Here is a 25,698-nt window from a genome sequence, read left to right as displayed (position 1 = left end):
GCATCGTAACGCGGTTGATCGGTCCCCGGCGAGCGCCGAACGCCCGGCGGCGCGATCAGATAATACGTATTAGACCTTGACTTTAGCTCATGCAGCGACAACGATCCGTGACGGCGCCGAGCTTGTCCCCTTCGACCGCGCCGTTCCGGCGGTGCCGTCCTCCCCGACTTCGAGAGGGTGCTCCATGTCCGTTGAAGACTTCCCGCGCGGGCTGTCCCGCCGCTCGGCCATGCTGGCCGGTGCCGCGCTGGGTCCGGCGTTGTTCCTCGGCACATCCGCGGCCGCGCCCCAGCGCGCCGAGGCGGCCACGTCCTCGGACTTCGCGAAGGTCCGCAGCCAGTGGCACGACACCCTGATCGGCGACGTCAGCACCTCCGACCCGGTGCTGACCGCCTACGCGCAGGCGATGGCCGGCGTCGCGAACGGGCTGTGGTCGGCGCTGGACACCTCCGCCTCCCGCACCTACCTGTGGGCGGATCTGGACAGCAGTACCGTCTCGGCGGTCCAGCGTGACGTGGCCGGACGGTTGCGCCAGCTGGCCTTGGCCTACGCCACGCCGGGATCGACGCTGTCGGGCAACGCCGCACTGCTGGCCGACATCCGCTCCGCCCTGGACTGGTTCCTGGCCCACAAGTACGGCGTCACCGCGATGTACGACAACTGGTGGGACTTCCAGATCGGCATCCCGTTGGCCGTGAACGACATCTGCGTGGCGCTGTACGACCAGCTGTCGGCCGCCCAGATCTCCACCGCGATGGCCGCGATCGTCCGCTACGCGCCGGACCCGACCGTGGTGGGCGGCGCGACGGCCACCGGCGCCAACCTCAACTGGACCTGCTCGATCGCGACCGTGCGCGGGGCCCTGAGCCAGGACGCGAACGTCATCGACACCGCCATGGCGGCGATCGGGAACCTGTACCCGTACAGCACCAGCGGCGACGGGTTCTATCCCGACGGCGGGTTCATCCAGCACAAGGTCTACGCCTACAGCGGCTCCTACGGAGTGTCGCTGCTGCAATACCTGACCTACCTGCTGGTCGCGGTGCAGGGCACTCCGTGGGCGGCGACATCGGACCAGGTGCAGCGGGTCTACACCTGGACGCAAGAGAACTACCGGCCGTGGATGTACTGCGGGGCGTTCATGGACATGGTGCGCGGGCGCGCGCTGTCCCGCTTCTACGAGAACGGTGTCCGCATCGGGCGGCTCACGACCGCGACCGTGCTGCAGTTGGCGCGCGTCTTCCCGGCCAGTGAGGCGCTGACGCTGCGCTCGCAGGCCAAGGGCTGGATCGCCGCGGACACCTATCTGGATTTCTTCACCTACGATCCGGCGCCGCTGGAGCAGGTGCGGATCTCTTCCATAGCGCTGGGCCGGGCGGTCGTGGCCGACAGCGCCATCCCGACCGCCGCGGAATCCACGACGTCGGTCGTGGCGACCTCGATGGCGCGGATCGTGCACCGGCGCCCCACGTTCGCGCTCGGTATCGCGATGGACGACACGCGCATCAAGCCGTATGAGTCGGCCAACAACGAGAACCTCGAAGGCTGGTACACCGGCGAGGGCGCGACCTACATGTATCTGCCCGACCACGTCGGACACTGGGCCAACGAGTACTGGCCGACCGCGAACAAGTACCGGATCCCCGGCGTGACGCTGGACACCAAGACCCTTGCCCTGGGGACCGGCCGCGGCTCGACGAACACCTGGGCCGGCGGCGCAGTGCTGGACGGGAACGTGGCCGCCGGGATGGGACTGTCCTTCGCCGTGCAGACGCTGACCGGCCGCAAGTCATGGTTCTGCGTCGACGACGCGGTGATCTGTCTGGGCGCGGGCATCGCCTCCAGCGACGGCCACACCATCGAGTCGATCATCGAGAACCGGAACATCGGCCCGAACGGACAGTCCAACGTCCACGTCGACGGCGCGGTCGTGCTAGCCACCCCGAGCAGCACGCCGATCGTCGTCCAGCCGAGCTGGATCTACCTGGACAACGCCGGCGGGTACGTCTTCTCCTCCGGCGGCCATGTCACGCTGGTGCGCGAGGACCGCACCGGAAAGTGGACCGACATGGACCACCGCGGCGTCTACGAAGACACCACGGCCTACACGCGCCGGTTCGTCACCATGTGGGTCGACCACGGCGTGAACCCGACCGCCGGCGGCTACCACTACGTCTTGCTGCCCGGCGCCAGCTCCGCGCAGACCTCTGCTTTCGCCGCCTCCAACGACATCACCGTCGCGGCCAACACCCCTCAGGTGCAGGCAGTGAGCCGCTCCGGCTCGGGATTCGCGATGGCCAACGTCTGGCAGGCCGGTGCTCCGAAGGCTGCCGGGATCCAGGTCGACAAGACCGCCTCGGTCGTCACGCACCGGACGCCGGGCGTGTTGTCGGTGGCCGTCAGCGATCCGACGCAGGCGCTCACCGGCTCGGTGACGGTCACCATCGACGGGCCCGTGACAGGCACCATCTCCGCGGCGCCGGAGATCACGGTGCTGGCCACCACGCCGAACCTGCGGCTGTCGGTAGCGGTCGCGTCAGGTGCGGGTCAGACTTTCGTCGCTCGGTTCGCCGTCTGACCGGACCCGCACCCGCGACACCCGGCCGTAGAACCCTGCACGGAAGCGAGACGACAATGCGCAACGGATTGACCCGGCGGCAGTTCATGAACGGGATCGGGGGTGCGGCGCTGGCAACGACGGTGTTCTCCTCCGGCGCCGCTTTCGCAGCGGACGGCGCTGGCACTGGCACCGAGCGAGCGCCCGCGCCCGCGACCCCGGCGCCCGACGACACGGTTGCCGCCGCGTACTACCAATACCTGCTGCGGCACACGAATTGGGCGCAGCAGAAGTGGGACGCGACTGCCGGCCACTATGCGGCGAGTGACTACAACTTCGCCGTGGTGCTCGGCAACGCTGTCTTGCTGACGCACGGCACCTATGACGCATCCGTCGCGGGCGTGGATGCCGCGACCCTGAAGACCCAGACCCTCGCCACGATCGACCACTTCGCCGCCAGCAATGTGCTCAACGGCGGTACCGAGTGGGGCGAGACGATGTTCTTCGACAGCACCTTCGAGCTCTACTTCATCCTCGCCGCCAAGTTGTTGTGGAACGACCTCGACGCCGCGACGCAGACCCTGATCGACAAGATGACCGCGGCGCAGGCGGCGTACACCACGGCCCTGGGCAGCGGGAACGATCCGCGCAGCGGCAGCTGGTCGCCCAACGGGCTGGCCGGTGGCTGGGAGGGCGACACCAAAGTCGACGAGATGGCTGTGTACGCGCAGTGTCTCGGACCGGCTGTGGCCTGGCTTCCACAGCACCCTGACAATCCCACTTGGAGCACCTGGCTGACCACCTGGATGCTCAACGACACCGGGTTGCCGTCGGCCGATCAGGCCAACCCCACCGTCGTGGACGGTCGGCCGATCTCGGACTGGAACACCGCGCACAACATCTTCGACACCTTCTTCGTGGAGAACCACGGCTCCTTCGAGCCGCACTACCAACTCGAGACCTGGCGCATGTCCGCGCGAGTGGCCGCGCATTTCCTGGCCGCGGGCCGGCAGATCCCGGCCGCTGCCGGGGCGGCCAAGCCGAACGCCGCGCAGCTGTGGCGCACCATCCGGCATGTGCAAAGCGACAGCGGCGAGCCGTTCATGCCGATGAATCCCGACCGATACCACCTCTTCGGTCGCGACGTGCTGCCGCTGGCGTTCCTGGCGCAGGTCATGGGCGATCCGCTGGCGGCGCGTGCCGAAGCGAACATGGCCGCGCAGCTCGGGCCGTACCAGCTTTATCCGCCGGAGTATCAGCTCACGAAGTTCAGCGGGGAGGCGAAGTACGAGCCGGAGGCGCGGGCCGAGCTGGCGATCAGTTACCTGTTTCATGTGTGGCGTGCGCAGCAGGGGGCGCCGGTTCGGCCGGTCACGGGGGAGCAGTTCGTCGCTTCGGCGTCTGGCGCTACCGACTATGGCGCCGTCCCCGGGTTGCTCGTGCACAATACGGCGAACGCGTTCGCTGCGACCGTTTCCAAGCCGGGGTATGTGAAGTTCTGCTACGCGCCCAACCATGACGACTGGCTGTTCGACCTCTCCGGCGCGGCGCCCTCGCTGCTGCCTGCGACCGGGGCGACGGTCACGAACCGCTTCGCTGCCGCTTACAGCACCTTGCGTGACGGGTATGACGCGAGCGCTTCGCTGTTGACGTTGGCGAGTGGGTACGCGGGATATGCGACGCTTCCCGATGGCGGCGTGGTGTACGCGACCAGCGGGAACGGTGCCGGGGAAGGTGTGCTGAATGTGTTCAACCTGGCGATGCCTGGCATCGCGGGGCTGGACGGGAGCCGGACTTACGCCGGTGCCGGCGGCGCTTTCACCGTCTCGGCTGGCGATGTGCAGACCGGCGGCACTAACGATCTGTCCTTCAGCGCGGTGACGGCGCGGTACGTCCGGATGCTCGGTATCAGGCCTGCTACACAGTATGGCTACTCGATCTACGAGCTTCAGGTCTACGCGCCTGGCGGCACGACCAACCTGGCGCAGGGTAAGGCCACGACTGCTTCGTCCTTCACGCCTGCCTATCCGCCGCCCGCTGCCACCGATGGCAATCCGGCCACGCGGTGGGCGGTCGCCGTCGCCAGCCGATCGGTGCCGGACAGCTGGCTGCAGGTTGACCTGGGAGCCGCCACGCAGATCGACCGCGTGTCCATCGCCTGGGAAGCTGCTTACGGCGCGGCCTTCGCTATCCAGACCTCGGACGACGGCAGCACCTGGAGCACCGCGGCGGCCTTGCCTGTGCAGCATCACGTAGACGGCGGTTGGGTGAACGTCGACGGCCGTGCGGGATTCGTCGTGCGCGGCAGCCGCAATCCGCTGACCGTGATCGGGAACACGCTCACCCTGTCCGACGGGCCGGCGACCGGCGCCGCCGGGATGGTCGTGGAGGGCTATCCCGCGCAGACGCCGCAGGGCACCGCAGCCATGGCGGCCTTGCCGACGCCGACGCCGACGCCGACGCCGAACAGCACTGTCGCAGGGCTCGCGGCGAGTATCGCCGGGTCGCACCTGAGCCTGTTCAACCTCAGCGGACAGAACATCGGTACCGAATCAGCGCCGGCCGAGCTGAGCGTTCCAGCTTCGGGGCGTGCGCGGCTGCTGTACCGCGGCCTACAGACCACCACCGCCACCGGGACGGTCTACGACGTCGTACTCGCCGCCGCGACCGCGCGCGTCGAACCCCCGCGCTTCACGCTGACCGGGACCATTCCCGCAGGCGTCGTAGCAGAGGTAGCGGACTCCCTGCACCTCACGCTCACAGCGCCCCCGACGAGCGGCTGCACCCTGACCGTCGTCTCCCGCTCCAACGCCACAACCCGAACCATCTCCCTGCGAGCCGGCCAGCAGAAACAGCTGACCTTCCCCGGAACCCTCACCCCAACCCCCGACCTGGCCCTGGGCCGCACCACCTACCCCACCTCACCCCTACCGGCCGGCATGTCCGACCCCGCCTCCGCCGTAGACGGCAACCCCCACACCGCCTGGACCCCCGGCACCCCCACCGCCCGCATGGTCATCGACCTCGGCACCCCCACGCCCCTGGCAACCCTGACCACCCACTGGACCACCCCCCACATCCCCCCATTCGCCATATCAGCATCCGCCGACGGCCAGCACTACACCCCCCTCACCACCAGCAACCCCCACCACCCCGACCAACCCCTCCCCATCAACACAACCACCCGCTACCTAGCCCTCACCCTCCAGAACTGGTCGCCCGCCCACGCCAGCCTGACCGCACTTTCGCTCACGTCCTGAGCGGCTAGCCTGGTGGAAATGGAGAAGCGTTCGTGAACGACGTGCTGCGCCTGCCCGAACCTGAGCCGGAGTGGGACAGCGCCTTGAGGTACCAGGGTGAGAACCGGAATCCCGTCAGGCAGGTCAGCCTCTGGGCGAGGTCGGACGGGTTCAAGGAAGCCGCGGTGATGCGTGTCCTGTTCTCGGATGTTGTGCGTCGGCTCCGACTGCGCGCCGAGGAAAGCTGGGATGATCTCGGCGCCGTCGAAGTTGCCACCTTTCGGCTGCGTGGGATTGATTTCGCGGTGTCTCACCCGACCTCTGACGAAGGCTTGACCAGCGTGTTCTTGAAGGGGGTGTTGGCAGAGGAGGAGCGTCGGGATGCGGTCTTGCAACTGCTGACCGTTCTCGCCGTGGACTGGAGCGCTATTGAGTTCTGGCGTTCGTCCGACGGCACCTACGTGCCCCAAAGGTGACCCCACCCCGCGTGGTAGTCGAGTGCTGGGTCAGCTCAGAGTGCGGCAGGGTCCTGCGGCTGGTCGCTGCGTGGGCGTGCGATGACCTGGATGAGGGCGATCAGTGCGAATCGCGGTGGAACACGATGTCGCAGGGGCTGTCGGGATCGGCTTCCGCGCAGAGGTAGTCCTTTGATGAGACCTGATACACAGGGAGCTCCAGAAAGCGGTCCTGGGATGGGCGGAGCTGGACCGAGTTCAGGTGATCAGGGCCCGAACGCGCTAGCTGCCAGGTGCCGGTGCTGGGAGGGAAGTCCGTGGTGTCCTGCATGGTTGCCGCCGTCAGGTCTGAGGCGGTGTAGATGCCGTGGGGGCGGAGCGTGATTGTCATGCCGCCGGCGCGCCAGGTTCCGAGGACGGAGGAGCCTGGCGCGTCTGAGAGCTGGTGGAACTTCGCGGCGTGGGCCCGCAGTCCCCAGGTTGATCCGGCGATGGCGACGAGCGCCGCGAGCGCGGCTGCGGCGATGCGCGCGGCGATCTGGCGGCGACGCTTGTTCGTGTCCACCGGCTTCGGCCAGATCTGATCCGCGCGCGACGGGCGCCGGGGCCAGACCGCGAAGGCCACTGCTGCCGCCGTTATCGGCACGGGCCAGACGTAGCCGAGCCACATTCCGGCCAGGCACCAGCCCACCCGCGCCGAGGAGCCGGTGCCGCCGAAGCGCGTCGTCGCGCGAGCGCCCCAAGACAGGCCGAAGCTCCCGATGCCGATGCTCCACGCGGCGCCGACCACCAGGTACCAGCCCCACGCGTGGTCCGCCGGAAGGCCCGCGTGACCGGCCGCCTTCGCTCCCAAGCAGGCCATGCCCAGGAGCACGACGTGCACGGCGATGCTGATGGCGGCCAGGATCGAAAGCGGCCGCGGTATGAGTGGTTCGTCGTCCTTGGCTAACGCGGGAGTCGTCATGGATCAAGTGTGATGGTCGGCTGGCTCCGAGCCGAACCCCGGTCCGCCCGGCACGAACAGCCTTGGTTCGCCACTGAGGGATCAGGCGTCAGTAATCATACTTAATAATCGCCTCGGCAAGGCTTATCCAGATACCCGGGATGCGGCTTTATCAAAGCTATGATTTCTACGCGCTACTCGACGCCGTTGCTGGATGTGGGAACTGGTGATCGCCGGTGACGGCGGATTATCAGGATAAGCCTACTGCGGTCGTTCGGGTCGTCTTGGTGGAACACATCGAACAATCATTCAAGGATTTGGTGCAGCCATGACATCTCTCTTATCCGGCACATCTCGTCGGCGCGGGCTCGGGGCGCGCGTCTGCGGCGGTGTGCTGGTCGTGTTCGCCGTCGCGGGCGTGTCGATGATGGCGGGTCGGGCCGACGCCGTCGGTCCGGCATCCGGCCCGAGGGCGGCCGTCAGCCACGCCGCGGTGCCGCATGCGCGGGCGGGCGTGCCTGCCGCGGACGCCTCCTGCGGGAACCCGTGTGGGTCGTGCGGGAACCCGTGTGGGTCGTGCGAGAACCAGTGCGGGACATGCCAGAACCAGTGCGGGACGTGCCAGACGTGCTGCACGCCGTGCCAGACGACCGGCGGGACCACCACGGGTGGGACCACCACCGGCGGAACCACGACTGGTGGAACCACCACCGGCGGAACGACTGGTGAGACCACGACTGGTGGGACCACCACCGGAACTACTGGTGAGACCACTACCGGCGGAACGACTGGTGAGACCACCACAGGTGGTACCACTGTGGGAACGACTGGTGTGACCACGACGGGCGGTACCACTTCGGGGACGACCGGCGAGACCACCACCGGCGAGACCACAGGTCGAACCACTACCGGCGGAACCACCACGGGCGGGACCACCACCGGCGAGACCACAGGTCGAACCACTACCGGCGGAACCACCACGGGCGGGACCACCACCGGCGAGACCACCACCGGCGGAACGACCGGCAAAACCACCACGGGCGGCACCACCACCGGCGGAACCACCACCGGCGGCACCACCGCGGGGACGACCGGGCGCACCACTGCCGCCACCACGGGCGGAACCGAGGAGATGGCGCACACCGGTACCAACGTGCTCTTCCTCGTCCCGGTGGGTGCGGCGTGCCTGATCGTCGGCAGCCTGCTGGTGCGTCGGCGGTACTCGCGCGACGTCTGAGGTGACGCTTCACACCGCTCGCGGTGATCTGTGAAGGTCTTCGCGTGTCGGCGGAACTCCCCGGTCCGATATCTGTGGCCGGGGCGTTCCTTCTTTCGCTCCGAATTGCGAACACTGCGGAGAACCAGTGAACGACATGAGCAGCACCGCAATCGAACCGCTGCCACATATTTCCGAGACCTATGCGGTCGGCGGCGACGATGCGGTTCCGAGGGTCCGGTTGTCTCGGCCGGTCGAGGTGGCTGTGGTTGCGGCGGTCGCCCTGTGTCTGACGGCAGCCGTCGTCCATGTGGCTATGGTCTTTCTGTACGTCGCGCCCTCCAACACCGTCTCCCAGACGTACCGGAAGCAGATCGACGCGTGGGTCTATCCGTACTTCGAGCAGGATTGGCGGCTGTTCGCTCCGGACCCCCAGTCCGCGCGCCAGGAGATCTCGGCGCGGACCTCGACCGTCGCGCCTGACGGTGCCACGCGGCTCAGCGGCTGGATCGATCTGACAGCCGTGGACGACGCGGCGGTGCGCCACGACGTCTTCCCGAGCCACACGGCCCAGAACATGCTGCGCCGCGCCTGGGCCGCCTACGCGGACGCGGACGCGCAAGGCGCCGGCGGCCAGCCCGCGTCGCAGCGGGCTGCCATGCTGCAGGCGTACCTGCGCAACATCGCCGTTCAGCGCGCCTCCGCCGCCCACCATGTGAACTTCAGCGCCATTCAGTTGCGCGTCGTCACGACGCCGATCGCGCCGCCTTCGCTGGGAGCCGTGCCGAACCGCCCCGCTGCGAGCCCGTCCAGCGTCAGGTATCTGCCGTGGTGGCAGGTGACGACCCATGACGTCTGATCAGGCAATCCGTTCCGACACCGGCGTCGCCGCCAATGTCGTCCCCACCAGCATCGTCCCGGCAGCCGGCACCGTGCGCCGCCCCGACCCGGTCGCCAGGGCGTACACCTTCCTGACCGAACACGCGGTCTCGCTGCAGGCGGCGAGTCTGCTCCGCATCGGATACGGTCTGCTCTACCTCGTGTTTCTGCTGCGGGAGTTCCCGCACCGGGACGAGATCTGGGGTCCGGGCTCGCCTTGGACACCGGCTCTGGCACGCGAGCTGTTCGGGCAGACCGGGTGGTTCAGCATCCTGACTCTCTCCGACAATCCGTGGTACTTCGAGCTCTGCTATGGCTTCGCCCTCGTCACGGCTGCCCTGTTCATGCTCGGCTGGCATACGAGGGTGCTCTCGCTTCTGTTCGCCCTCGTGGTGCTTTCCTTCCACGCCCGCTCTATCTACATGGCGGACGGCGGCGACAATCTCACTGTCCTGATGTCCCTCTACCTCGTGCTCACGGACTGCGGCCGTTGCCGGTCTCTCGATGCCCGGCGTCGACGTCGCGCATCCTCGCGCGTGGCGGGGTGGCCCGATGCACCGCACCAAAGCCCTTCTTCTGCACGGCAGCAGGCCGACCTGGCGCGGCGGATGCTCAGCACCCTGCTGCACAACTGCGGCATGTTCGTCATCGCCGCCCAGGTGTGCATCCTCTACGGCGCGGCAGGCCTGTACAAGGTGCAGGGTGATCTATGGCGCGACGGCACCGCGTTGCACTACGTGCTGAATCTCGATCTGTTCCAGCCCTGGCCGGCGCTCTCCGCACAGGTTGACAGCCACCAACTGCTCGCCGTCATCGCCGGCTACGTCACCGTGCTGGTCCAGGTCGCTTTCCCGTTCACTGTGTTCAGCAAGCTCAAATACCCCGTCCTGTGCGTGCTGCTGAGCATGCATGTCGGGATCGCCGTCCTGCTGGGACTGCCGATGTTCTCCGGCAGCATGATCGTCGCCGACATCGTGTTCCTGTCGGACGGCCTGATTATGCGCCTCGCGAGACGGCTTCGGCCCAAACGGTATGGGCGCGTATCAGCTTCCGCCTAGCTGCTGCCAGTCGGCGTCGGGCGCTGGCGGGCAGCCCTGCGCCGAGTCCTACTTCTTGCCCGCCTTGGCTGCCTTGCCTGCTTTGCCCCCCTTGCTGGCCTTGCCAGCAGCCTTGCCAGCCTTCTCGGGCTTCTTGGCAACCTTCTCGGGCTTCTTAGCAATCTTCTCGGGCTTCTTGGCAGTCTTCTTCTCAGCCTTCTGCTTCGCTGCCTTGATCTTCTTCGCCTCAACCGGCTTCGCAACATCCTGCGACGCCTCCGCCGGGACCGCAGATGCCTCCGCCACCCGGGTCCGGAACGTCTGCCCCGCATGAAAACGCGGCGAGGTCCCGGCCGGAACCTGGATCGCCGCCCCGGTCTGCGGATTCCGCCCGAGCCGGGCCGCGCGCTGCACGCTGTCGAACGTGCCGAACCCGAGAATCTGCACTCGTTCCCCAGCGGCGACGTGCCGCATGATGACGTCGAACACCGCGTCGACATACTGCCGCGCATCAGGTTCGGCGCCGCTCATCTGCTCCGCCACCTCGGCAGCCAGATCCGCCTTGTTCACCACGACTTCCCCTCCCATTTCCGTGAAGTACGCCAACGGTTCCGGAACCGTAGCACCCGAAGATGTACGCCAAGCGTCCCGTCGCGGACGGACACCGTTGACGTCGGAGGGGAGACGGGTCCTGAAGCGCGTTACATTGACTTTGGGCATAAGTCGGCTGCTTGTGTGCCACGAACGACAGGTCGAGGGTTGACTTACACCTGAAGTCAGCTAAATATGTGTCCTGCGGTCCGGTAGTGGGTGTGCTCAACACGGTTCCGGGGCGCCGCTGTCCCGCTCTGTGCAGCGATTTCTCATCTCCCGGAGGTTCCTTCGCCATGCCTGTTACAGCCATGCTCAGACGCAGGACGCGGCTGGTCGCTGTGTTCCTGCTGGTGTTCGCGGCCGCGCTGATGATGCCTGGCCTCGGGTTGTCGGGGACGGCCAAGGCGGCGGCGGCCTCGTCCCTGCCGTGCGACCTCTACTCGGCCGGCGGCACGCCCTGCGAGGCGGCGTACAGCACGACCCGCGCGTTGTCAGTCTCCTACGCCGGGCCGCTGTACCAGGTCCAGCGTGCCTCGGACGGCAGCCGCCTCGACGTCCGTGTGCGGTCGGCCGGCGGGGTCGTCGACGTCGCGCCCGAAAACAGCTTCTGCGGCGGCACGACCTGCACGATCACCGAGCTGTACGACCAGACCGCCAACGCCAACCACATGCCGATCTCGCCTGGGACGTCGTGCTCCGGGTGCTCGCACGGGATCGCCGGTCCCGGGCCCAACGGAGCGGACATCGGCGCGTCAGCCTTGGCGCTGCCGGTGACGGTCGGAGGCCAGCCGGCGTACGGAGCCCTGTTCAACGCCCAGGGGATCGGCTATCGCATCACCAACGCCAAGAACGTGCCGACCGGCTCGCAGCCCGAGGGCGTCTACATGCTCACCTCGTCGAACCTGACCAGCAACGGCTGCTGCTTCGACTTCGGTGCGGGGGAGAGCAACGACACCGACGACGGCAACGCCACCATGAACGCGATCTACTACGGCACCGACTGCTGGACCCAGAACTGCACCGGCCCGGGACCGTGGGTGGGCGGCGATCTGGAGAACGGCATGTACTTCAGCAACACCGGCGCCAACCCGACGAGCATCCCCAGCGAGAAGGGATCGTTCCTGACCGCCTGGGAGAAGAACAACGGCACGACCAACTTCACGCTGAAGTACGGCAACGGCCAGCAAGGCGGCCTGACCCAGTCCTATTCAGGCGCCTTGCCCAACGGCTACAACCCGATGAAGGTGCAGCCCTCGATCGAGTTGGGCACCGGCGGGGACAACAGCATCTGGGGCGACGGGGAGTTCTTCGAGGGCGCCGTCCTGGCCGGCTTCCCCTCCGACGCCACCGAGAACGCGGTGCAGGCCGGGGTTGTCGCGGCCGGGTTCGCCAACAACACCACCTACGTTCCGAGCACCGCCTCGCTGGTGAGCCTGAAGGCGCACGCCAACGGCCAGTACGTGGACGCGGCGGGCAGCGGTTCGGCGCTCATCGCGAACGCGGCCTCGACCGGGAAGGCCGAAACGTTCGACCTGATCACCAACCCGGACGGAACCGCGAGCCTGCGGGCGCACTCCGACGGCGAGTACGTCACCGCCGGTACCTCGCCGCTCATCGCCGACCGCACCACCATCGGCTCCGCCGAGACCTACGACCTGATCACCAATGCGGACGGCAGCGTCAGCTTTCGGGCGCATGCCAACGGTGATTACGTCACTGCGGAGAACGCCGGCGCCTCGGCTCTGATCGCGAACCGCACCGCCATCGGTCCGTGGGAGGAGTTCGACGTCGTGCGCGACACCGCCGCGGTCAGCTTCCGGGCGCACGCGAACAACGACTATGTGACCGCGGAGAACGGCGGCGCCGCCTCGCTCATCGCCAACCGCACCGCCGTCGGCCCGTGGGAGACCTTCGACCTGATCAGCAACTCCGACGGCAGCGTCAGCCTGCGGGCCCACGCGAACAACGACATCGTCACGGCGGGCACGGGCAGCACCGCCCTGATCGCCAGCCGCACCTCCATCGGTACCGGCGAGGAGTTCGACCTCGTCCAGAACGCTGATGGCAGCGTCGGATTCCGAGCGCACGCGAACTACCAGTACGTGACCGCCGACAACGCCGGCGCCTCGCCGCTGATCCCCAACCGCAACGTGATCGGCCAGTGGGAAGAGTTCGACCTCATCTACGACTGATCCGCCCGGCCAAGCCGTCCGCCTGCCCAAGCCGATCGGCCACGGAGACTCGTGGCCGATCGGCGTGGTGGTTTCCGTCAGGCATAAGTCGGGAAGAGCGTGAATCGTCACCCTGAAACGAGACGGATGCCGACTTGCCGGCCTGCTTTGGTGATCTGGCAGCATTGGGTGGTTACTGAGTAATAAGGGCCGTGTCACGGTCGGGGATGGGATCGCCGCAGTTCGGGTTCGCCGGTACGTCGGGCGTGCCTTTTCGCGAGGGGTGGATGCGACGATGAGCGTGACCAGTGTCGCCGAGCGGCCGCGCACTGCCGACGAGGTGCTGGCGTGGGCTCGGGCTCTGGTGGATCCGGCGCTGCGGGCGGTGGTCGACGGCCTGCCTGGACCGCTGCGGCGCGTCTGCGGCTACCACTTCGGCTGGTGGGACGAGCGTGGACGGGCCACGGCTGCGGATCCCGGCAAGGCGATCCGCCCGGCGCTGACGCTTCTGACGGCGCGGGCGGTGGGCGGCAGTGCCGAAGCGGCGGTCCCGGTGGCGGTCGCGGTGGAGCTCGTGCACAACTTCTCGCTGCTGCACGACGACGTCATGGACGCGGACCTGACCCGTCGGCATCGGCCCACGGCCTGGAGTGTTTTCGGGATCTCCCAGGCGATCCTGGCCGGAGACGCGCTGCTGGCTGTGGCGAACCGGCTGCTGGCTCAGGAGCCTGCGCCGGTATGCGACAGGGGAGCTGAGTGGATCGGCACGTGCTGCGTGGAGCTGTGTGCCGGGCAGTGGTCCGACATGGACTTCGAGCAGCGGGCGGACGTCTCGGTGTCCGAGGTCCTCGCCATGGCGGCCGGGAAGACCGGGGCGCTTCTGGGATGCGCGTGCGCGCTGGGGGCGCTGGCCGGCGGCGGCACTCCGGCGGCGGCCGGCCGGCTGGACGCGTTCGGCCGGAAGCTGGGCCTGGCCTTCCAGTATGTCGACGATCTGCTGGGTATCTGGGGCGATCCCGCGGTGACCGGCAAGCCGGTGTTCGCCGATCTGGAGCGCGGCAAGAAGTCTCTTCCCGTGGTCGCGGCCTTGACCTCGGGCACCGCGGCCGGCGCACGACTGGCCGCGCTCTACCACGCCGACCGCCCACGCGGCGAGACCGAGCTGCGGTCGCTAGCCGAACTCATCGAGGCCGCGGGGGCGCGAACCTGGGCCTGCGGGCAAGCCGCCGCCGCGCTGTCCGACGCGGTGGGGATCTTGCAGACAGAGATCGCTGATCCGCTCCCTGCCGCCGAATTGCTCCACGTGGCCAATCTGATCGCCGGTCGGGACCGGTGAGGTGAGCGCAGTGAACGGCACTGGTCCCGTATCAGTGCACTGGCCTGGATCGTCGAACCGTCCGGAAGGTGCAGCCATGACTCGTGAGGTGACCGGCGCGAGTGCCGAACCACATCAGCACCCGTGGGGCTGGTATCCCGTCGCGTTCAGCCGTGAAGTGACGTCCGGCAAGGTCATCAGCCGGAAGTTCGCCGAGTCCGAGATCGTCATCTACCGGACCGAGACCGGCCGGGCCCACATCGTCAGCCCCTACTGCCCGCATCTGGGTGCTCACATGGGCGGCGCCCGCGTCGACCGCGAGTTGCTGGTGTGCCCCTTCCACGCTTTCGCCTTCGCGCCCGACGGCCGCTGTGTCCGCACCGGATACGGCACGCCGCCACCCCGCGGCGCACAGCTCACCTCGACGCCGGTCCGCGAAAGGAACGGTTTCATCTTCGCCTGGCACCATCAGAACGGGTCCCCGCCGTCCTGGGAGGTCGAGCCGTTCGACTTCAGCGGATGCGGCCGAGGCGCGGTCTGGTCTCGCACGTTCCAGGGAAACCAGATCGACTTCCTGGAGAACACCGCGGACATCGGGCACTTCTCCACCCTGCACCACGTCCAGGCGACGCTCGTGGGCACGCCGCGCATGGACGGCCACCGCTACGCCACCGACATCGACCTGTCCGGCTTCTATCGCAGCGAGCTGGTCACCCACGCCCACGTGGAAGTGTTCGGCCTCGGATACGTCACCGTGCGCTTCGACATGCCGAAGCTCGGCATCAGCGCCATCGAGTTCGCCGGACTCACTCCGGAAGGCGGCGGCGCCATGACGCTGCGTCGCATCACCCACGGACGCCTCGCCGGCACTCGACTGCCGCGCGCGGCAGCCTGGGCCCGGCGTCCGGCCTCCGATCTCCTGGGCTTCGCGCTGAAGGTGGCGGGCAACTCTCAGGTCACGGCCGATGTGCGCATGTGGAGTCGCCGTGTCGTCACCGAGACTCCCAAGCTCGCCCAAGGCGACGGTCCCATCGCCCCCGCCCGCCGCTGGGCTCAGCGGTTCTACCAGGAACAGGAAGCGTGACAGGCGATGCCATCGACCCGAGAATCCGGGCTTGCGACCGGCGCGGCACCGGTTCCCGCGGCTCCCGGCGGCTGGCCGCTGATCGGCCACACCGCGGCGATGCTGCGCAACCCGCTCACGTTCATCAACTCCCTGGCGGATCACGGGGACCTGGTCCGCATCCGGTTCGGGCCGGTCCAGCTGGTCGTGGTGTGCAGCCCGGATCTGACACGGCAGGTCCTGATGAACGACCGGGTCTTCGACAAAGGAGGACCCTTGTACGACCGCGCGCGGGATCTCCTCGGCGACGGTCTGGGAACCTGCCGGCACGACGAGCACCGGCGGCAGCGGCGCCTGATCCAGCCCGCCTTCCACCACTCTCGGATACCGGGCTACGCCCAGGCGATGAGCGAGCAGATCGAAGCCGTCGTCGGCGCGTGGGAAGACGGCCACGTCATCGACGTGCGGTCCCAGATGCAGCTCATCTCCGCCCGGGCGCTGATGGCGACGATGTTCTCCGCCTCGATGCCCGCCGACCTGCTCCAGCAGGCGGTCGACGATGTCAACGTGTTCATCGCCGGCGTCTATCGCAACACCATCTCCCCAGCCGTGCTGAACCGCCTGCCCATTCCGGCCAACCGCCGCTACCGCCAGGCCATCGGCCGCCTGCGGTCCACGATCGCCGACATCATCACCGAGCGACGGGCCCACCCCGGCGACGAGGACGACCTGCTGTCCGTCCTCCAGCGCGCCGAACTGGACGCCGACGACGAGACGAGCGCGGACCGCAGACGCTTCTCGGACTCCGAACTCTGCGATCAGGTCGTCCTGTTCCTGCTGGCCGGATCCGAATCCACCTCGACCACACTGGCCTGGAGCTTTCACCTGGTCGCCGAGCACCCGGCGATCCGGGACCGCTGGTACGCCGAAGTCGACTCCGTCGTCCAAGGCGCCGCCACCATCGAGGACCTGCCCGAGCTTCCGCTGACCGGCCACATCATCACCGAATGCTTGCGCCTCTACGCGCCGGCCGGAATGGTCACACGCACCACGATGGCCGACACCGAACTCGGCGGGTACCGCATCACGGCGGGTACCTCCCTGATCATCAGCCCGCACCTCATCCACCACCGGCCCGAGGTGCATCAGCAGCCTGAGGCGTTCGACCCGGACCGGTGGTCGGCACCTTCCGGACGGGCACGACCGGGACCGACCCATGAGGGCTACATCCCGTTCGGCGCCGGCGCGCGCAGGTGCATCGGTGAACAGTTCGCCGTCACCGAAATCGCCCTCGCCCTGGCGACGATCGCCGCACGCTGGGAACTCCAGCCCCTTCCCGGGCCGGCGATCGAGCCGTCCTCGATCTTCGGGATGCATCCCAAGGGTCTGCGGATGCGGGCCCGGGCCCGAGTCGTCCCCGCTTTGAACCCTGCGGAACAATCGGCATGACCTCGACCTCGACGCCCGCGAGTCGGGCTTCAGCCCATGCGCCCCTCTCCGGACGTGCCGGGCTTCCCGGCCGGCTCCGGGCCGAGGCCGAACTCACCGCGCGGCTCACCGTCGACAACGCCATCGCGGCCTTCACCCCGGGCCTGTTGTTCACGACGGCGGCCTGTGTCCACTACAAGGTCACCGGTACGGAGCTCGCCACACGTCTAGCCCTCAGCTGTGTGATGTTCGCGCTGTACCTCTACGTTTTCGACGCCTCCAACCAGTACCGCGCCGGTGCGGAGGACCTGCTCAACAAACCGTATCGGCCGATCCCCGCCGGCCTGACAACCCCACGGGGACTGCTGCGGCGCTTCTGGGTAACCATGGCGCTCTACACGGCGCTCGGCATGGTCACAGGCACACTGCCGTGGGTTCTGCTGTGGCAGGGCACTGCCATCGGCCTGAACCTGATATCGACCCCGCGCCACTACCTCTACGTCAAACCGCTCGCCATGATCGCCGGAATCCTGTCCCAGCTCGCCATGGCCTGGACGCTGGCCGGACCGATCGACCACACGGGCTGGACCTGGATCCTCATCCTCACCATCGCCTTCAACCTGCCGATGCGCATCGAAGACGTCCGCGACATGGACGGCGACCAGCGCGTCGGACGCACCACCCTGCCACTGATCATCGGACACTGGCCGGTCCGCATCTGGTTCGTGGCCGTATCACTCGTCCTCCCGCTCGCCATCCATATCCTCCTGTTCGCCCCCACCCGCCATACCGCGTCCAGCACGGCGATCTGCGACGCCCTCGTGATCGTCACCAGCTGGTCCGCCGCAGCCCTCACGCTCTACCCGCGTACTCCAAGAACCGATCGCATCGCGTACCAAGTGCACTGCATCGCTTACTGCGCTGTCCTGGCCTGCGCCATCGCGCTGCTCGGGTGAGGACCTCTTGACAGAAGTGGATCAAGGTTCTTACTTTATAGAATCTTGATAATCCGAGGACTGACTAACATGCCGCTCGGCTGGCACACTGCGCCGTGCACCGCCATACCCAGTCCCCAACAGGTAGGGATCCCACGGCATGCGAACAGCCATACGCCGACGACTGCTCCCGATCGGAGCGGCTTGTGCGGCCCTGACAGTGGCCTTGGCCGGCCCGCAGGCGTCCGCCGCGAACACTCTGAACGCCAGCGGTACGCATCCCCACAATCGGCCGCACGCGATCAGCACGTCCACCGCTTCTACGGGTGGCATTCGATCTGACGCGGTCAGCGGTCCGCCCGGCGACCCCGACGGCGGGGTCGACGACCCGAGCGCCGCGGACAACGAGTACTTCGCCGCGCGCAGTGCGCCCGGTGTCGTGGCGCCCGGCGCCTACGGCGCCGCCTGGCAGCAGATGCAGTCCCTGCCGCACTCCGGTCCGGAGTGGAAGCCGGTCACCACCACGGCGTACAACGCCGACGACCCGCGCTACCGCGACTACGACTCGAACTCCTCCGGCGGTGCCGGCGACGTCACCGGCCGGATCACCGGCATGGCCGCCGACAACGCCGGCCACGTCTATGCCGGCGGCGCCAACGGCGGTGTGTGGCGGTCCTCCACCGGCGGCGGGAAGTGGACGCCGATCTCCGAGTCGCTCCCGGCGGCCTCGACCGGCGACCTGGAACTGGACTCCTCAGGCCGGCTCTGGTACGCCACCGGCGAGGCGAACACAGCCTCGGACACGTTCACCGGCTCGGGCGTGTACGTGCTCTCCCACCCGCAGAACGGGACGTTCTCCACCCGCGACCGCGTCGGCGGCACGGAGCTGCAGTCCACCAGCATCCGCAAGATCCGCTTCATCGGGAACACGGTCTACGCGGCCACGACCCGCGGTCTGTGGTCGCACTCGCTGAGCGACCTGCGCGGCGCGTGGAAGCTGGAGTTCGCGCCGAACCCCACCTACCTGCCCGGCGCCTCTCAGGCCGCTGACCCGGCCGCGCCGTACAAGAACATCGTCAACGACATCACCGCCGATCCGAAGAACCCCGGCAAGCTGATCGCGGCGATCGGCTGGCGCAGCGGTGATGCCTACAACGGCTTCTACACCAAGTCCGGCGGTACCTGGACGCGCATCACCACCTCGCTCGGCGACCTGCCGACCGCCGCGGCCAACGTCGGCGCCGTGACCTTCGCCGGGTCGAAGGACGGCTCGAAGTTCTACGCGATCAACCAGGACCCGACGAAGATCACCAGCCCGAAGTCCACGCTCGGCGGCGTCTACGTCTCCGACGGCACGCCGTTCGGTCCGTGGAAGCTGGTCGCGGACTCCCCGAAGCTGGAGGCCTCCGGCTCCGCCGAGACCGGCGCCACCTACAACCCCGGCGTCCAGGCCTGGTACAACCAGTTCCTGCAGGTCGATCCGGCCGACCCGAACCACGTCTACATGGGTCTGGAAGAGGTCTACGAGTCCCACGACGCCGGCACGACCTGGAACACGGTCGGCCCGTACTGGAACTTCACCTACCCCTGCTGGTCGATCGACCCGACCGAGCAGACCGGCACGTGCAGCCCCACGACCCACTCCGACCAGCACGCGGTCGCGATCGGCGGCATCGGCGGCAAGAGCTACGTCGTGGTCGGCAACGACGGCGGCGTGTACAAGCGGCCGGTGGCCGGCGTGCTGGACTCCGGCGGCCACGCCGCGGACTGGCAGTCGCTCAACGACGGAAGCATCGACACCCTGCAGTACTACTCGGTGGGCGTCGGCGCCGACCCGTCCGGCCACGGCGTCGCCGTCTCCGGCGGTCTGCAGGACAACGGCCAGTCGATCCTGCGCAGCGGCGACAAAGTGATGGGCTCCAACTTCGGCGGCGACGGCGGGGACACGCTGGTCGACCCGAAGAACGGCTGCAACATCGCCGAGGAGTACACCAACCTGTCGATCTGGGTCACCAACGACTGCGGCCAGAACGTCAGCATCGATTACTCGACGAGCACCGAGTACAACGTCCCGCCGAACGACGGAGTGAACGGCACCGCCCGCTTCACCGCCCCGTTCACCACCGACTCCCAGAGCCCGAACACCTGGGTGGCCGGCGGCCAGCACGTCGCCGTCCAGACCAAGGGCTTCGCCATCCGCGCCACCTCCGACTGGACCGACGTCTACGACCTCGGCGCCGGCAACCTGGCCACGGCCGTCGCGGACTCCGGCGGCAAGATCTACGCGGCCTGGTGCGGCGGCGGCTGCAACAGCGTCGGCTTCACCCGCGGCATCGCGGTCGGCAACGCCGACGGCACCGGCTGGCACCAGCTGACCCTGCCGACCGACGGCACCTCGCTGCCCAACCGCTACCTGTCCTCCCTCGCGATCGACCCGAAGGACGCCAACCACGTCTACGTCGGCGTCAGCGGCTTCTCCCGGGCCTGGACCGAGGGTCCCGGCGCGGGAATCGGGCACCTCTACGAGAGCCACGACGGCGGCGCGACCTGGAAGGACATCTCGGCGAACCTGCCGGACGTCCCGGCGGACTCCATCGTCCTGCTCCCGCACGGCGGCATCGCGCTGGCCACCGACCTCGGCGTGTTCTACCAGGGCCCGCACAACTCGCGCTGGAGCATCCTGGGCGACGGCCTGCCGACCAACGCCACGCTGCAACTGTCGCTGGGCCCGGACGGGAACCTGTACGCGGCCACGCACGGACGCGGCATCTGGAAGATCCGGGTGCAGTAGCGCTCGGACCGCTTCCGAAATGAACAGCGCGGCGCCCCCTAACCACGGGGGCGCCGCGCTCTTTTCGGCCGCGGACCGGAACTCACGCCAGGGCCACTGCGTCCAATCCTGGACAGCCGGAACCGCATCCTGCCAGGTGGGAGTCCAGCCATGAACGTCCTTCGGCACTCATGGGCCGGCCTCGCGAAATGGGTGACGACCGCTGTTGCGATCCTTGGGACTGCCATCCTCTCCGGCTGCTCCTCGACACAGCACGCGGCATCGTCCGCACCGACTTCCTCGCCGGATGTTTCGACTCCGGCTGCGACCTCCGCCTCTGGCACATGCCTGTCGGGGACCTTCGCCGTGGTCGTCCCCACCACCGACAACCCAGTGCGCAGCGCCTGTCTTCACATGGACACCACCGTGGAGATCGAACTACTCGCGCTGCGCGGCGTCACCTGGAGTGCGCCGGCTACGTCCGACCCGTCCGTGGCGACGGTCACCGATCAGGTCGCGCCCATCGGAACGCGCCATGACCTCATCAGACTCCTGCGTTCGGGCACGGTCACCTTTACCAGCGTCAGCACCGGCACACCGCCGAAGCAGTGGACCCTGACGCTGACCGTCGTTCCCTGACGGAGACCCTGTCGGCGCAGGGCACGTTCGAAGAAGCGGCTGCCGGAATTCGTTTCTACTGTGCTGGAAACCGGGGCGCGATGGCGCACCGGACCTGCCCGCGCCTTCGGTGGCGGTCAGCATTCTGATATTTCGCGCGGTGGGATCGGGAGGGGAGAAGGCTTTGCCGAACATGCCTGATATGCCGGGGATGAACATGAGTGGCGGCCATTCAGTGCCGATGCTCGACACGTTGGGGGCTGTGGGCCTGCTGGTGTGGGCTGTGGTGATGTGGGCGGCGGTGGCCGGGTTGGCGTTCGCCGATCGTCAGGGCAAGAGTATGCGGGTCTACAAGGTCAGCATGGCGGTCATTCTGATCGGGGTTGTGGGTCAGATCGGGCATCTGACTGAGCATGTGGCGCAGGCGGTGTACTGGATTTGGCATCCGGAGGCGCCGGCGTGGATGACGCCGTGGGGTACCGGGTTGGCGCGGGGTTTCGGGCAGATCGACAAGTCGCGTCCGACGTTGGGGATGGAGATTCTGCACCTGGTCGGCAACTTCATCTTCTTGTCCGGGTTGGCTGCGGTCATGGTCATCAGCCGGCGGGCCCGGAACACCCGAACCCGCTGGTGGGGCAAGATGGGCGTGTGGATGCAGGGGATCCACGGCCTGGAGCACTTGTCGCTGACGGTGTCGGTGTGGCTGGGCGCCAAGCAGGCGGTGGGGCTGTCCACCTGGTTCGGCCAGCTGACCCCCGGTCCGGGAGCCACCACCTATCGCGTGTGGTGGCACTTCTGGGCCAACGTCATGGGCTCGGCCATCTTCGCCATGGCCCTGTACCACCTGCGCCGCGAGCGCGGGCAGATCTGCGACACCTTCCGGGACGCCCCGGTGACCCCGCCGGTTCCTGTAGACGTACTGACCTGACGGGAGTCCCACCATGCCGCACATCGACGTTGGCAACGACCAGCCCGGAATCCGCTCCCTGTTCTTCTACCGGCCCGAGACCGCGGGCCCGCTGTCCGAGCTGGCGGAGACTCTGCTGCGCGCACCGAGCAGCCTGGAGCGGTGGGAGCGCGAACTGATCGCCACTCACGTCTCCGAGCTGAACGAGTGCCGCTACTGCGCCACGACGCACGCCGCGTTCACCTCCGCCCAACTGCCCGACGGCCTCGATCTGACCATCATCCGTGCCGATCTCGGGACCGCCCCGATCAGCGACAAGCTCAAGGCGCTGCTGGCGATTGCCGCAGCCGTCCAGCAGAACGGTAAGGAGGTCACCGCCGAGCTGATCGACCGTGCGCGCGCAGTCGAGGCGACCGATCTGGAGATCCACGACACGGTGCTGATCGCAGCGGCGTTCTGCATGTTCAACCGGTACGTCGACGGCTTGGCCACCACCGTGCCCGACGACCCCGACAACTACTCCACGCGAGCCCAGGCGTTGGTGCGCGACGGATATCTGCCCGTCGTCGAGCTCGCCAGAGCGCACCAGGCAGCACGAGCTTTATAGATCTCCTCGACAGACGACGAGCGCCCGGCCCTCAAAGCCCGGGCGCTCGTGCGCTTGTGCGCTTGTGCGCTCCCCAGGGTGAACCGCATGCCGGGAAGTCCCTACAACCGCCCCTCTCAGATGGCGATCATCGAAGCCTGACCACTACGGTGCCTCCTCGGCACGTATGGTGCCACCGGGGTGTCGGGCCGAGGGGGGCTGGGGATGAACGGGCGGTTTCGCATGCCTGCGGGCAGTGCGCGGGGCGCGGGTTGGGTGCGGCGGTGTGTCGCGGCGCTGATGACAGTGTTCTGTCTCACCACCGCTTTGACGATCGCGGCGTCGCAGGTGGCGGTGTCGGCGGCGACGCCGGCGCAGCTTGAGATCTTCTCCGGGTACCACGACTACGGTGTCGTGCGGGTCGGCGGCTCCTCGGCGCCGATCGCCTTCACGGTCGTCAACTACGGGGAGACCGCCTCAGGGCCGCTCCAGGCGCGGATCGTCGGGGACGATCCGGCCGACTTCCAGATCAACGGCACCACCTGTCACAACCCGCTGGCCGGTGCCCAGTCCTGCGTGGTCGACGTGAGTTTCCGGCCCGGGCAGCTCGGGCGGCGCTCGGCGCAGCTGCAGGTCGGCGACGGGCCCTCGGACACGGTGACGGCCGATGTGACCGGCATCGGGGGGACCGCCCAGCTCGCCGTCGGTACGGCGCCGGCCTTCGGCGGGGTCGCCATCGGGGCGTCGACGGCTCAGACCTTCACCTTCGTCAACTCCGGGGTCGCGCCGTCGGGGGCGATCAAGCTGGCCTTCGGCGGCGCGAACCCCGGTGACTTCGCAGTGACCAGGAGCAATTGCGGTGGAGGGCTGCCGATCGGCGGGTCCTGCGAGGCGACGGTGACCTTCACTCCGAAGGGCGGCGGTATCCGCTCCGGGACACTCGACGCGACCGCGAACCCGGGCGGCTCGGCCTCGGCACCCCTGAGCGGCAGTGGCCTGACGCCGGCTCAGCTGATGCTCGTCCCTTCGAGCCTGGACTTCGGCTACGTGCCGGTGGGCACGACCTCAAGGGCGCAGCAGTTCGTCGTGGAGAACACCGGCCAGGCCGACTCCGGTCCGCTGACCGTCACGCTCGGCGGCGCCCAACCCGGCGTCTTCCACATCACCGGCTGCACCGGCAAGCTCGCCGGCGGCCAGCGCTGCGGGATCGTCGTGACCTTCCAGCCGACCGCTTACGGCGCCGACCAGGCGACGGTGTCCATCGCCGCGACGCCGGGCGGCACGGTCACCGGCACCATGTCCGGTGCCGGTCCCACGCCGACGCACCTGAGCCTGAGCCCGATGCCGTTCGACTTCGGCACGGTCGGCACCGACGACGCGCCGCAGCAGACCTTCACCCTGACCAACAGCGGGGACATCAACTCCGGCCCGGTCACCGCCGCCCTGAGCGGCACGCTGGCACCCCTGTTCCACATCGACAGCACGACCTGCACCGCGGGCGTCCGCGGTGACAGCTCTTGCACCATCACCGTCCACTTCGCGTCGAGCGCCCCCGGTCACGCGACCGCCGTGCTGACCGTGACGGCGAGTCCCGGCGGCACGTTCACCGTACCCCTCAGCGCCACCGCCGTTGACCGGGCCCACCTGACGATCACCCCGGCGACCTACGACTTCGGGACGGTGACATCCGACCAGTTCTCGTCGGTCGAGGAGTTCGACGTCGTCAACACCGGCCGCCTCACCTCCGGGCCGGTCTCCGTCGCACTGAGCGGGCCGAACGCCGCGGCGTTCACGGTCATCAGCACGACGTGCGGCCCGGCTCTGCCCACGGGCGGCAAGTGCCGAACGTACGTCCGCTTCAAGGCCGACGAGGCTGCCGACACCGACACCGCGACCCTGTCCGCGACCGCTGGCCCGGGCGGTACGGCGACCTCCGCGCTCCAGGGCGAATCGGTCTTCCCGCCGGTCCTCACCCTCAGCCCGGCCGTCTACGACTTCGCCAACGTGCCGATCGGTACCTCGGCGTTCCAGACCTTCACGGTCACCGACACCGGCCTGCAGGCCACTGATTCGGTCTACCTCTTCCTCGAGCAGTCCACCGGCGACCATTCCTACCAGATCTCCGCCACCACCTGCGGCGGTCCGCTCCCCATCGGCGGCTCGTGCACCGTGACCCTGCGATTCGACGCCACCGACACCAACTATCACCAAGGCGACATCGCCGCCTGCCCGTCCGAGTTCGAAGTGCCGTGTGCCGAGACCATGCTGAAGGGCTGGGGCACCCCCTCGGCGCACTTCGCGCTGTCCTCGCCGCCCGATTTCGGGAGCGTGGTCACGGGCACCGACAGCGCCGAGGCGACCGTCACCGTCCGCAACGACGGAGTCGCGACCTCAGGGCCGGTGACCGTCGCGCTGAGCGGGGCGAACGCGGCCGACTTCACGGTGGACGCGAACGGCTGCGCCACCGTGGCGATGAAGCAGAGCTGCCAGATCAGCGTGCACCTGACTCCGGGCGCCACCGGCGACCGCACCGCGACGCTGACCGTCTCGGGCAATCCCGGCGGTACCGCGACGGTGACGCTGCACGGCACCGGGATCGCCGTCGGCGTCGCCCCGGCCGCCTACGCCTTCCCGAACCAGGCCGCGGGCACCATGTCGGCGTCCCACGACTTCGTGCTGATCAACCACGGATCGGTGCCGCTGGTGGGCTTGGCGGTCACCGGCTCCGACGCCGCGGACTTCCCGATCACCGGCGGCACATGCCAGGGCGGCACCGTCCCGGCCGGCGGAAGCTGCATCGTGTCAGTGGCCTTCGCCGCCGGCTCGCCGGGGACGTACAGCTCGACGCTGACCGCCTCGTATCTGGCCGGCGGTGCGCCGCAGACGCTGACTTTCGCCGCCACGGGCACCGCGGGGTAGTCGTTGCCCATGGGCGTCCACACCGCTGGCGGACGGTGCGGACGCCCAGGTTGGTTACTTCAGTGC

The 25,698-nt window shown here is 68.3% G+C and carries 19 protein-coding genes; 17 read left to right on the top strand and 2 right to left on the bottom strand.

Going from position 1 to position 25,698, the window contains the following annotated elements; all coding sequences use genetic code 11:
• Positions 1-184 precede the first annotated feature (184 nt).
• From CACI_RS24640 to CACI_RS24630, 3 genes are read left to right on the top strand one after another with little or no spacing between them, the layout of a single operon-like run.
• The gene (locus CACI_RS24640; RefSeq protein WP_015793569.1) at positions 185-2,578 is read left to right on the top strand and encodes a polysaccharide lyase 8 family protein; all 2,394 of its coding nucleotides are present in this window, start codon (positions 185-187) and stop codon (positions 2,576-2,578) included.
• Positions 2,579-2,634: 56 nt separating this feature from the next.
• On the top strand, positions 2,635-5,817 hold the full coding sequence (locus CACI_RS53600) for a discoidin domain-containing protein (protein WP_015793568.1): 3,183 nt from the start codon (positions 2,635-2,637) through the stop codon (positions 5,815-5,817).
• Between the two features lie 32 nt (positions 5,818-5,849).
• Positions 5,850-6,272, top strand: a complete 423-nt coding sequence (locus CACI_RS24630; protein WP_015793567.1) for a hypothetical protein — start codon at positions 5,850-5,852, stop codon at positions 6,270-6,272.
• A gap of 100 nt (positions 6,273-6,372) precedes the next feature.
• On the opposite strand, the gene CACI_RS24625 is transcribed toward CACI_RS24630, so the two are convergent.
• Positions 6,373-7,215 (bottom strand): hypothetical protein, encoded by an 843-nt coding sequence (locus CACI_RS24625; RefSeq protein WP_015793566.1) that lies wholly within the window; start codon positions 7,213-7,215, stop codon positions 6,373-6,375.
• 576 nt (positions 7,216-7,791) lie between these two features.
• Here CACI_RS24625 and CACI_RS53595 point away from each other — a divergent pair.
• The 4 genes from CACI_RS53595 (at position 7,792) to CACI_RS24610 (ending at position 10,347) form a co-directional block, all read left to right on the top strand.
• Entirely contained in the window at positions 7,792-7,923 is a 132-nt protein-coding gene (locus CACI_RS53595) for a hypothetical protein (RefSeq protein ID WP_263053444.1), read from the top strand.
• A gap of 103 nt (positions 7,924-8,026) precedes the next feature.
• On the top strand, positions 8,027-8,431 hold the full coding sequence (locus CACI_RS51435) for a hypothetical protein (protein ID WP_049871693.1): 405 nt from the start codon (positions 8,027-8,029) through the stop codon (positions 8,429-8,431).
• Positions 8,432-8,567: 136 nt separating this feature from the next.
• On the top strand, positions 8,568-9,269 hold the full coding sequence (locus CACI_RS24615) for a DUF5819 family protein (protein WP_223297228.1): 702 nt from the start codon (positions 8,568-8,570) through the stop codon (positions 9,267-9,269).
• On the top strand, positions 9,259-10,347 hold the full coding sequence (locus CACI_RS24610) for an HTTM domain-containing protein (RefSeq protein ID WP_015793563.1): 1,089 nt from the start codon (positions 9,259-9,261) through the stop codon (positions 10,345-10,347). Before CACI_RS24615 ends, CACI_RS24610 begins: the two co-directional genes overlap by 11 nt.
• A gap of 48 nt (positions 10,348-10,395) precedes the next feature.
• Here the strand turns inward: CACI_RS24610 and CACI_RS53590 are convergent, their stop codons facing one another.
• Positions 10,396-10,899, bottom strand: coding sequence for an HU family DNA-binding protein (locus tag CACI_RS53590; protein ID WP_015793562.1), 504 nt, complete (start codon positions 10,897-10,899; stop codon positions 10,396-10,398).
• Positions 10,900-11,213: 314 nt separating this feature from the next.
• Here CACI_RS53590 and CACI_RS24600 point away from each other — a divergent pair, with 314 nt between their 5' ends.
• The 10 genes from CACI_RS24600 to CACI_RS24555 all read left to right on the top strand — a co-directional run bounded on the left by CACI_RS24600 (position 11,214) and on the right by CACI_RS24555 (position 25,632).
• Positions 11,214-13,112, top strand: a complete 1,899-nt coding sequence (locus CACI_RS24600) for an arabinofuranosidase catalytic domain-containing protein (protein WP_015793561.1) — start codon at positions 11,214-11,216, stop codon at positions 13,110-13,112.
• 274 nt (positions 13,113-13,386) lie between these two features.
• Entirely contained in the window at positions 13,387-14,427 is a 1,041-nt protein-coding gene (locus CACI_RS24595; RefSeq protein WP_015793560.1) for a family 2 encapsulin nanocompartment cargo protein polyprenyl transferase, read from the top strand.
• A 76-nt stretch (positions 14,428-14,503) separates the two neighbouring features.
• Positions 14,504-15,490, top strand: coding sequence for a Rieske 2Fe-2S domain-containing protein (locus tag CACI_RS24590; protein WP_015793559.1), 987 nt, complete (start codon positions 14,504-14,506; stop codon positions 15,488-15,490).
• A 6-nt stretch (positions 15,491-15,496) separates the two neighbouring features.
• Positions 15,497-16,918, top strand: a complete 1,422-nt coding sequence (locus CACI_RS24585; protein WP_015793558.1) for a cytochrome P450 — start codon at positions 15,497-15,499, stop codon at positions 16,916-16,918.
• On the top strand, positions 16,915-17,853 hold the full coding sequence (locus CACI_RS45990; protein WP_015793557.1) for a UbiA family prenyltransferase: 939 nt from the start codon (positions 16,915-16,917) through the stop codon (positions 17,851-17,853). The genes CACI_RS24585 and CACI_RS45990 overlap by 4 nt, the downstream gene beginning before the upstream one ends.
• A 139-nt stretch (positions 17,854-17,992) precedes the next feature.
• Entirely contained in the window at positions 17,993-20,623 is a 2,631-nt protein-coding gene (locus tag CACI_RS24575) for a ligand-binding sensor domain-containing protein (protein ID WP_015793556.1), read from the top strand.
• 393 nt (positions 20,624-21,016) lie between these two features.
• Complete coding sequence (locus CACI_RS24570) at positions 21,017-21,241, top strand: hypothetical protein (protein ID WP_143765376.1); 225 nt, start codon at positions 21,017-21,019, stop codon at positions 21,239-21,241.
• Between the two features lie 220 nt (positions 21,242-21,461).
• Entirely contained in the window at positions 21,462-22,148 is a 687-nt protein-coding gene (locus CACI_RS24565; protein ID WP_395993410.1) for a DUF6008 family protein, read from the top strand.
• Positions 22,149-22,161: 13 nt separating this feature from the next.
• On the top strand, positions 22,162-22,734 hold the full coding sequence (locus CACI_RS24560) for a carboxymuconolactone decarboxylase family protein (RefSeq protein ID WP_015793553.1): 573 nt from the start codon (positions 22,162-22,164) through the stop codon (positions 22,732-22,734).
• Positions 22,735-23,013: 279 nt separating this feature from the next.
• The gene (locus CACI_RS24555; RefSeq protein WP_190276631.1) at positions 23,014-25,632 is read left to right on the top strand and encodes a choice-of-anchor D domain-containing protein; all 2,619 of its coding nucleotides are present in this window, start codon (positions 23,014-23,016) and stop codon (positions 25,630-25,632) included.
• The last annotated feature ends 66 nt before the right edge of the window (positions 25,633-25,698 follow it).

Origin of the sequence: Catenulispora acidiphila DSM 44928, from assembly GCF_000024025.1 — a bacterium.
Lineage (GTDB): Bacteria > Actinomycetota > Actinomycetes > Streptomycetales > Catenulisporaceae > Catenulispora > Catenulispora acidiphila.
This window is presented reverse-complemented; position numbering and strand designations above follow the sequence as displayed.

Excerpts from the sequence above, each read along its gene's own strand:
- CACI_RS24640 (WP_015793569.1), top strand. The coding sequence starts at position 185 with ATGTCCGTTGAAGACTTCCCGCGCGGGCTGTCCCGCCGCTCGGCCATG.
- CACI_RS53600 (WP_015793568.1), top strand. The coding sequence starts at position 2,635 with ATGCGCAACGGATTGACCCGGCGGCAGTTCATGAACGGGATCGGGGGT.
- CACI_RS24625 (WP_015793566.1), bottom strand. The coding sequence starts at position 7,215 with ATGACGACTCCCGCGTTAGCCAAGGACGACGAACCACTCATACCGCGG.
- CACI_RS53595 (WP_263053444.1), top strand. The coding sequence starts at position 7,792 with ATGCCAGAACCAGTGCGGGACGTGCCAGACGTGCTGCACGCCGTGCCA.
- CACI_RS24615 (WP_223297228.1), top strand. The coding sequence starts at position 8,568 with ATGAGCAGCACCGCAATCGAACCGCTGCCACATATTTCCGAGACCTAT.
- CACI_RS24610 (WP_015793563.1), top strand. The coding sequence starts at position 9,259 with ATGACGTCTGATCAGGCAATCCGTTCCGACACCGGCGTCGCCGCCAAT.
- CACI_RS24600 (WP_015793561.1), top strand. The coding sequence starts at position 11,214 with ATGCCTGTTACAGCCATGCTCAGACGCAGGACGCGGCTGGTCGCTGTG.
- CACI_RS24595 (WP_015793560.1), top strand. The coding sequence starts at position 13,387 with ATGAGCGTGACCAGTGTCGCCGAGCGGCCGCGCACTGCCGACGAGGTG.
- CACI_RS24590 (WP_015793559.1), top strand. The coding sequence starts at position 14,504 with ATGACTCGTGAGGTGACCGGCGCGAGTGCCGAACCACATCAGCACCCG.
- CACI_RS24585 (WP_015793558.1), top strand. The coding sequence starts at position 15,497 with ATGCCATCGACCCGAGAATCCGGGCTTGCGACCGGCGCGGCACCGGTT.
- CACI_RS45990 (WP_015793557.1), top strand. The coding sequence starts at position 16,915 with ATGACCTCGACCTCGACGCCCGCGAGTCGGGCTTCAGCCCATGCGCCC.
- CACI_RS24575 (WP_015793556.1), top strand. The coding sequence starts at position 17,993 with ATGCGAACAGCCATACGCCGACGACTGCTCCCGATCGGAGCGGCTTGT.
- CACI_RS24570 (WP_143765376.1), top strand. The coding sequence starts at position 21,017 with ATGGACACCACCGTGGAGATCGAACTACTCGCGCTGCGCGGCGTCACC.
- CACI_RS24565 (WP_395993410.1), top strand. The coding sequence starts at position 21,462 with ATGCTCGACACGTTGGGGGCTGTGGGCCTGCTGGTGTGGGCTGTGGTG.
- CACI_RS24560 (WP_015793553.1), top strand. The coding sequence starts at position 22,162 with ATGCCGCACATCGACGTTGGCAACGACCAGCCCGGAATCCGCTCCCTG.
- CACI_RS24555 (WP_190276631.1), top strand. The coding sequence starts at position 23,014 with ATGACAGTGTTCTGTCTCACCACCGCTTTGACGATCGCGGCGTCGCAG.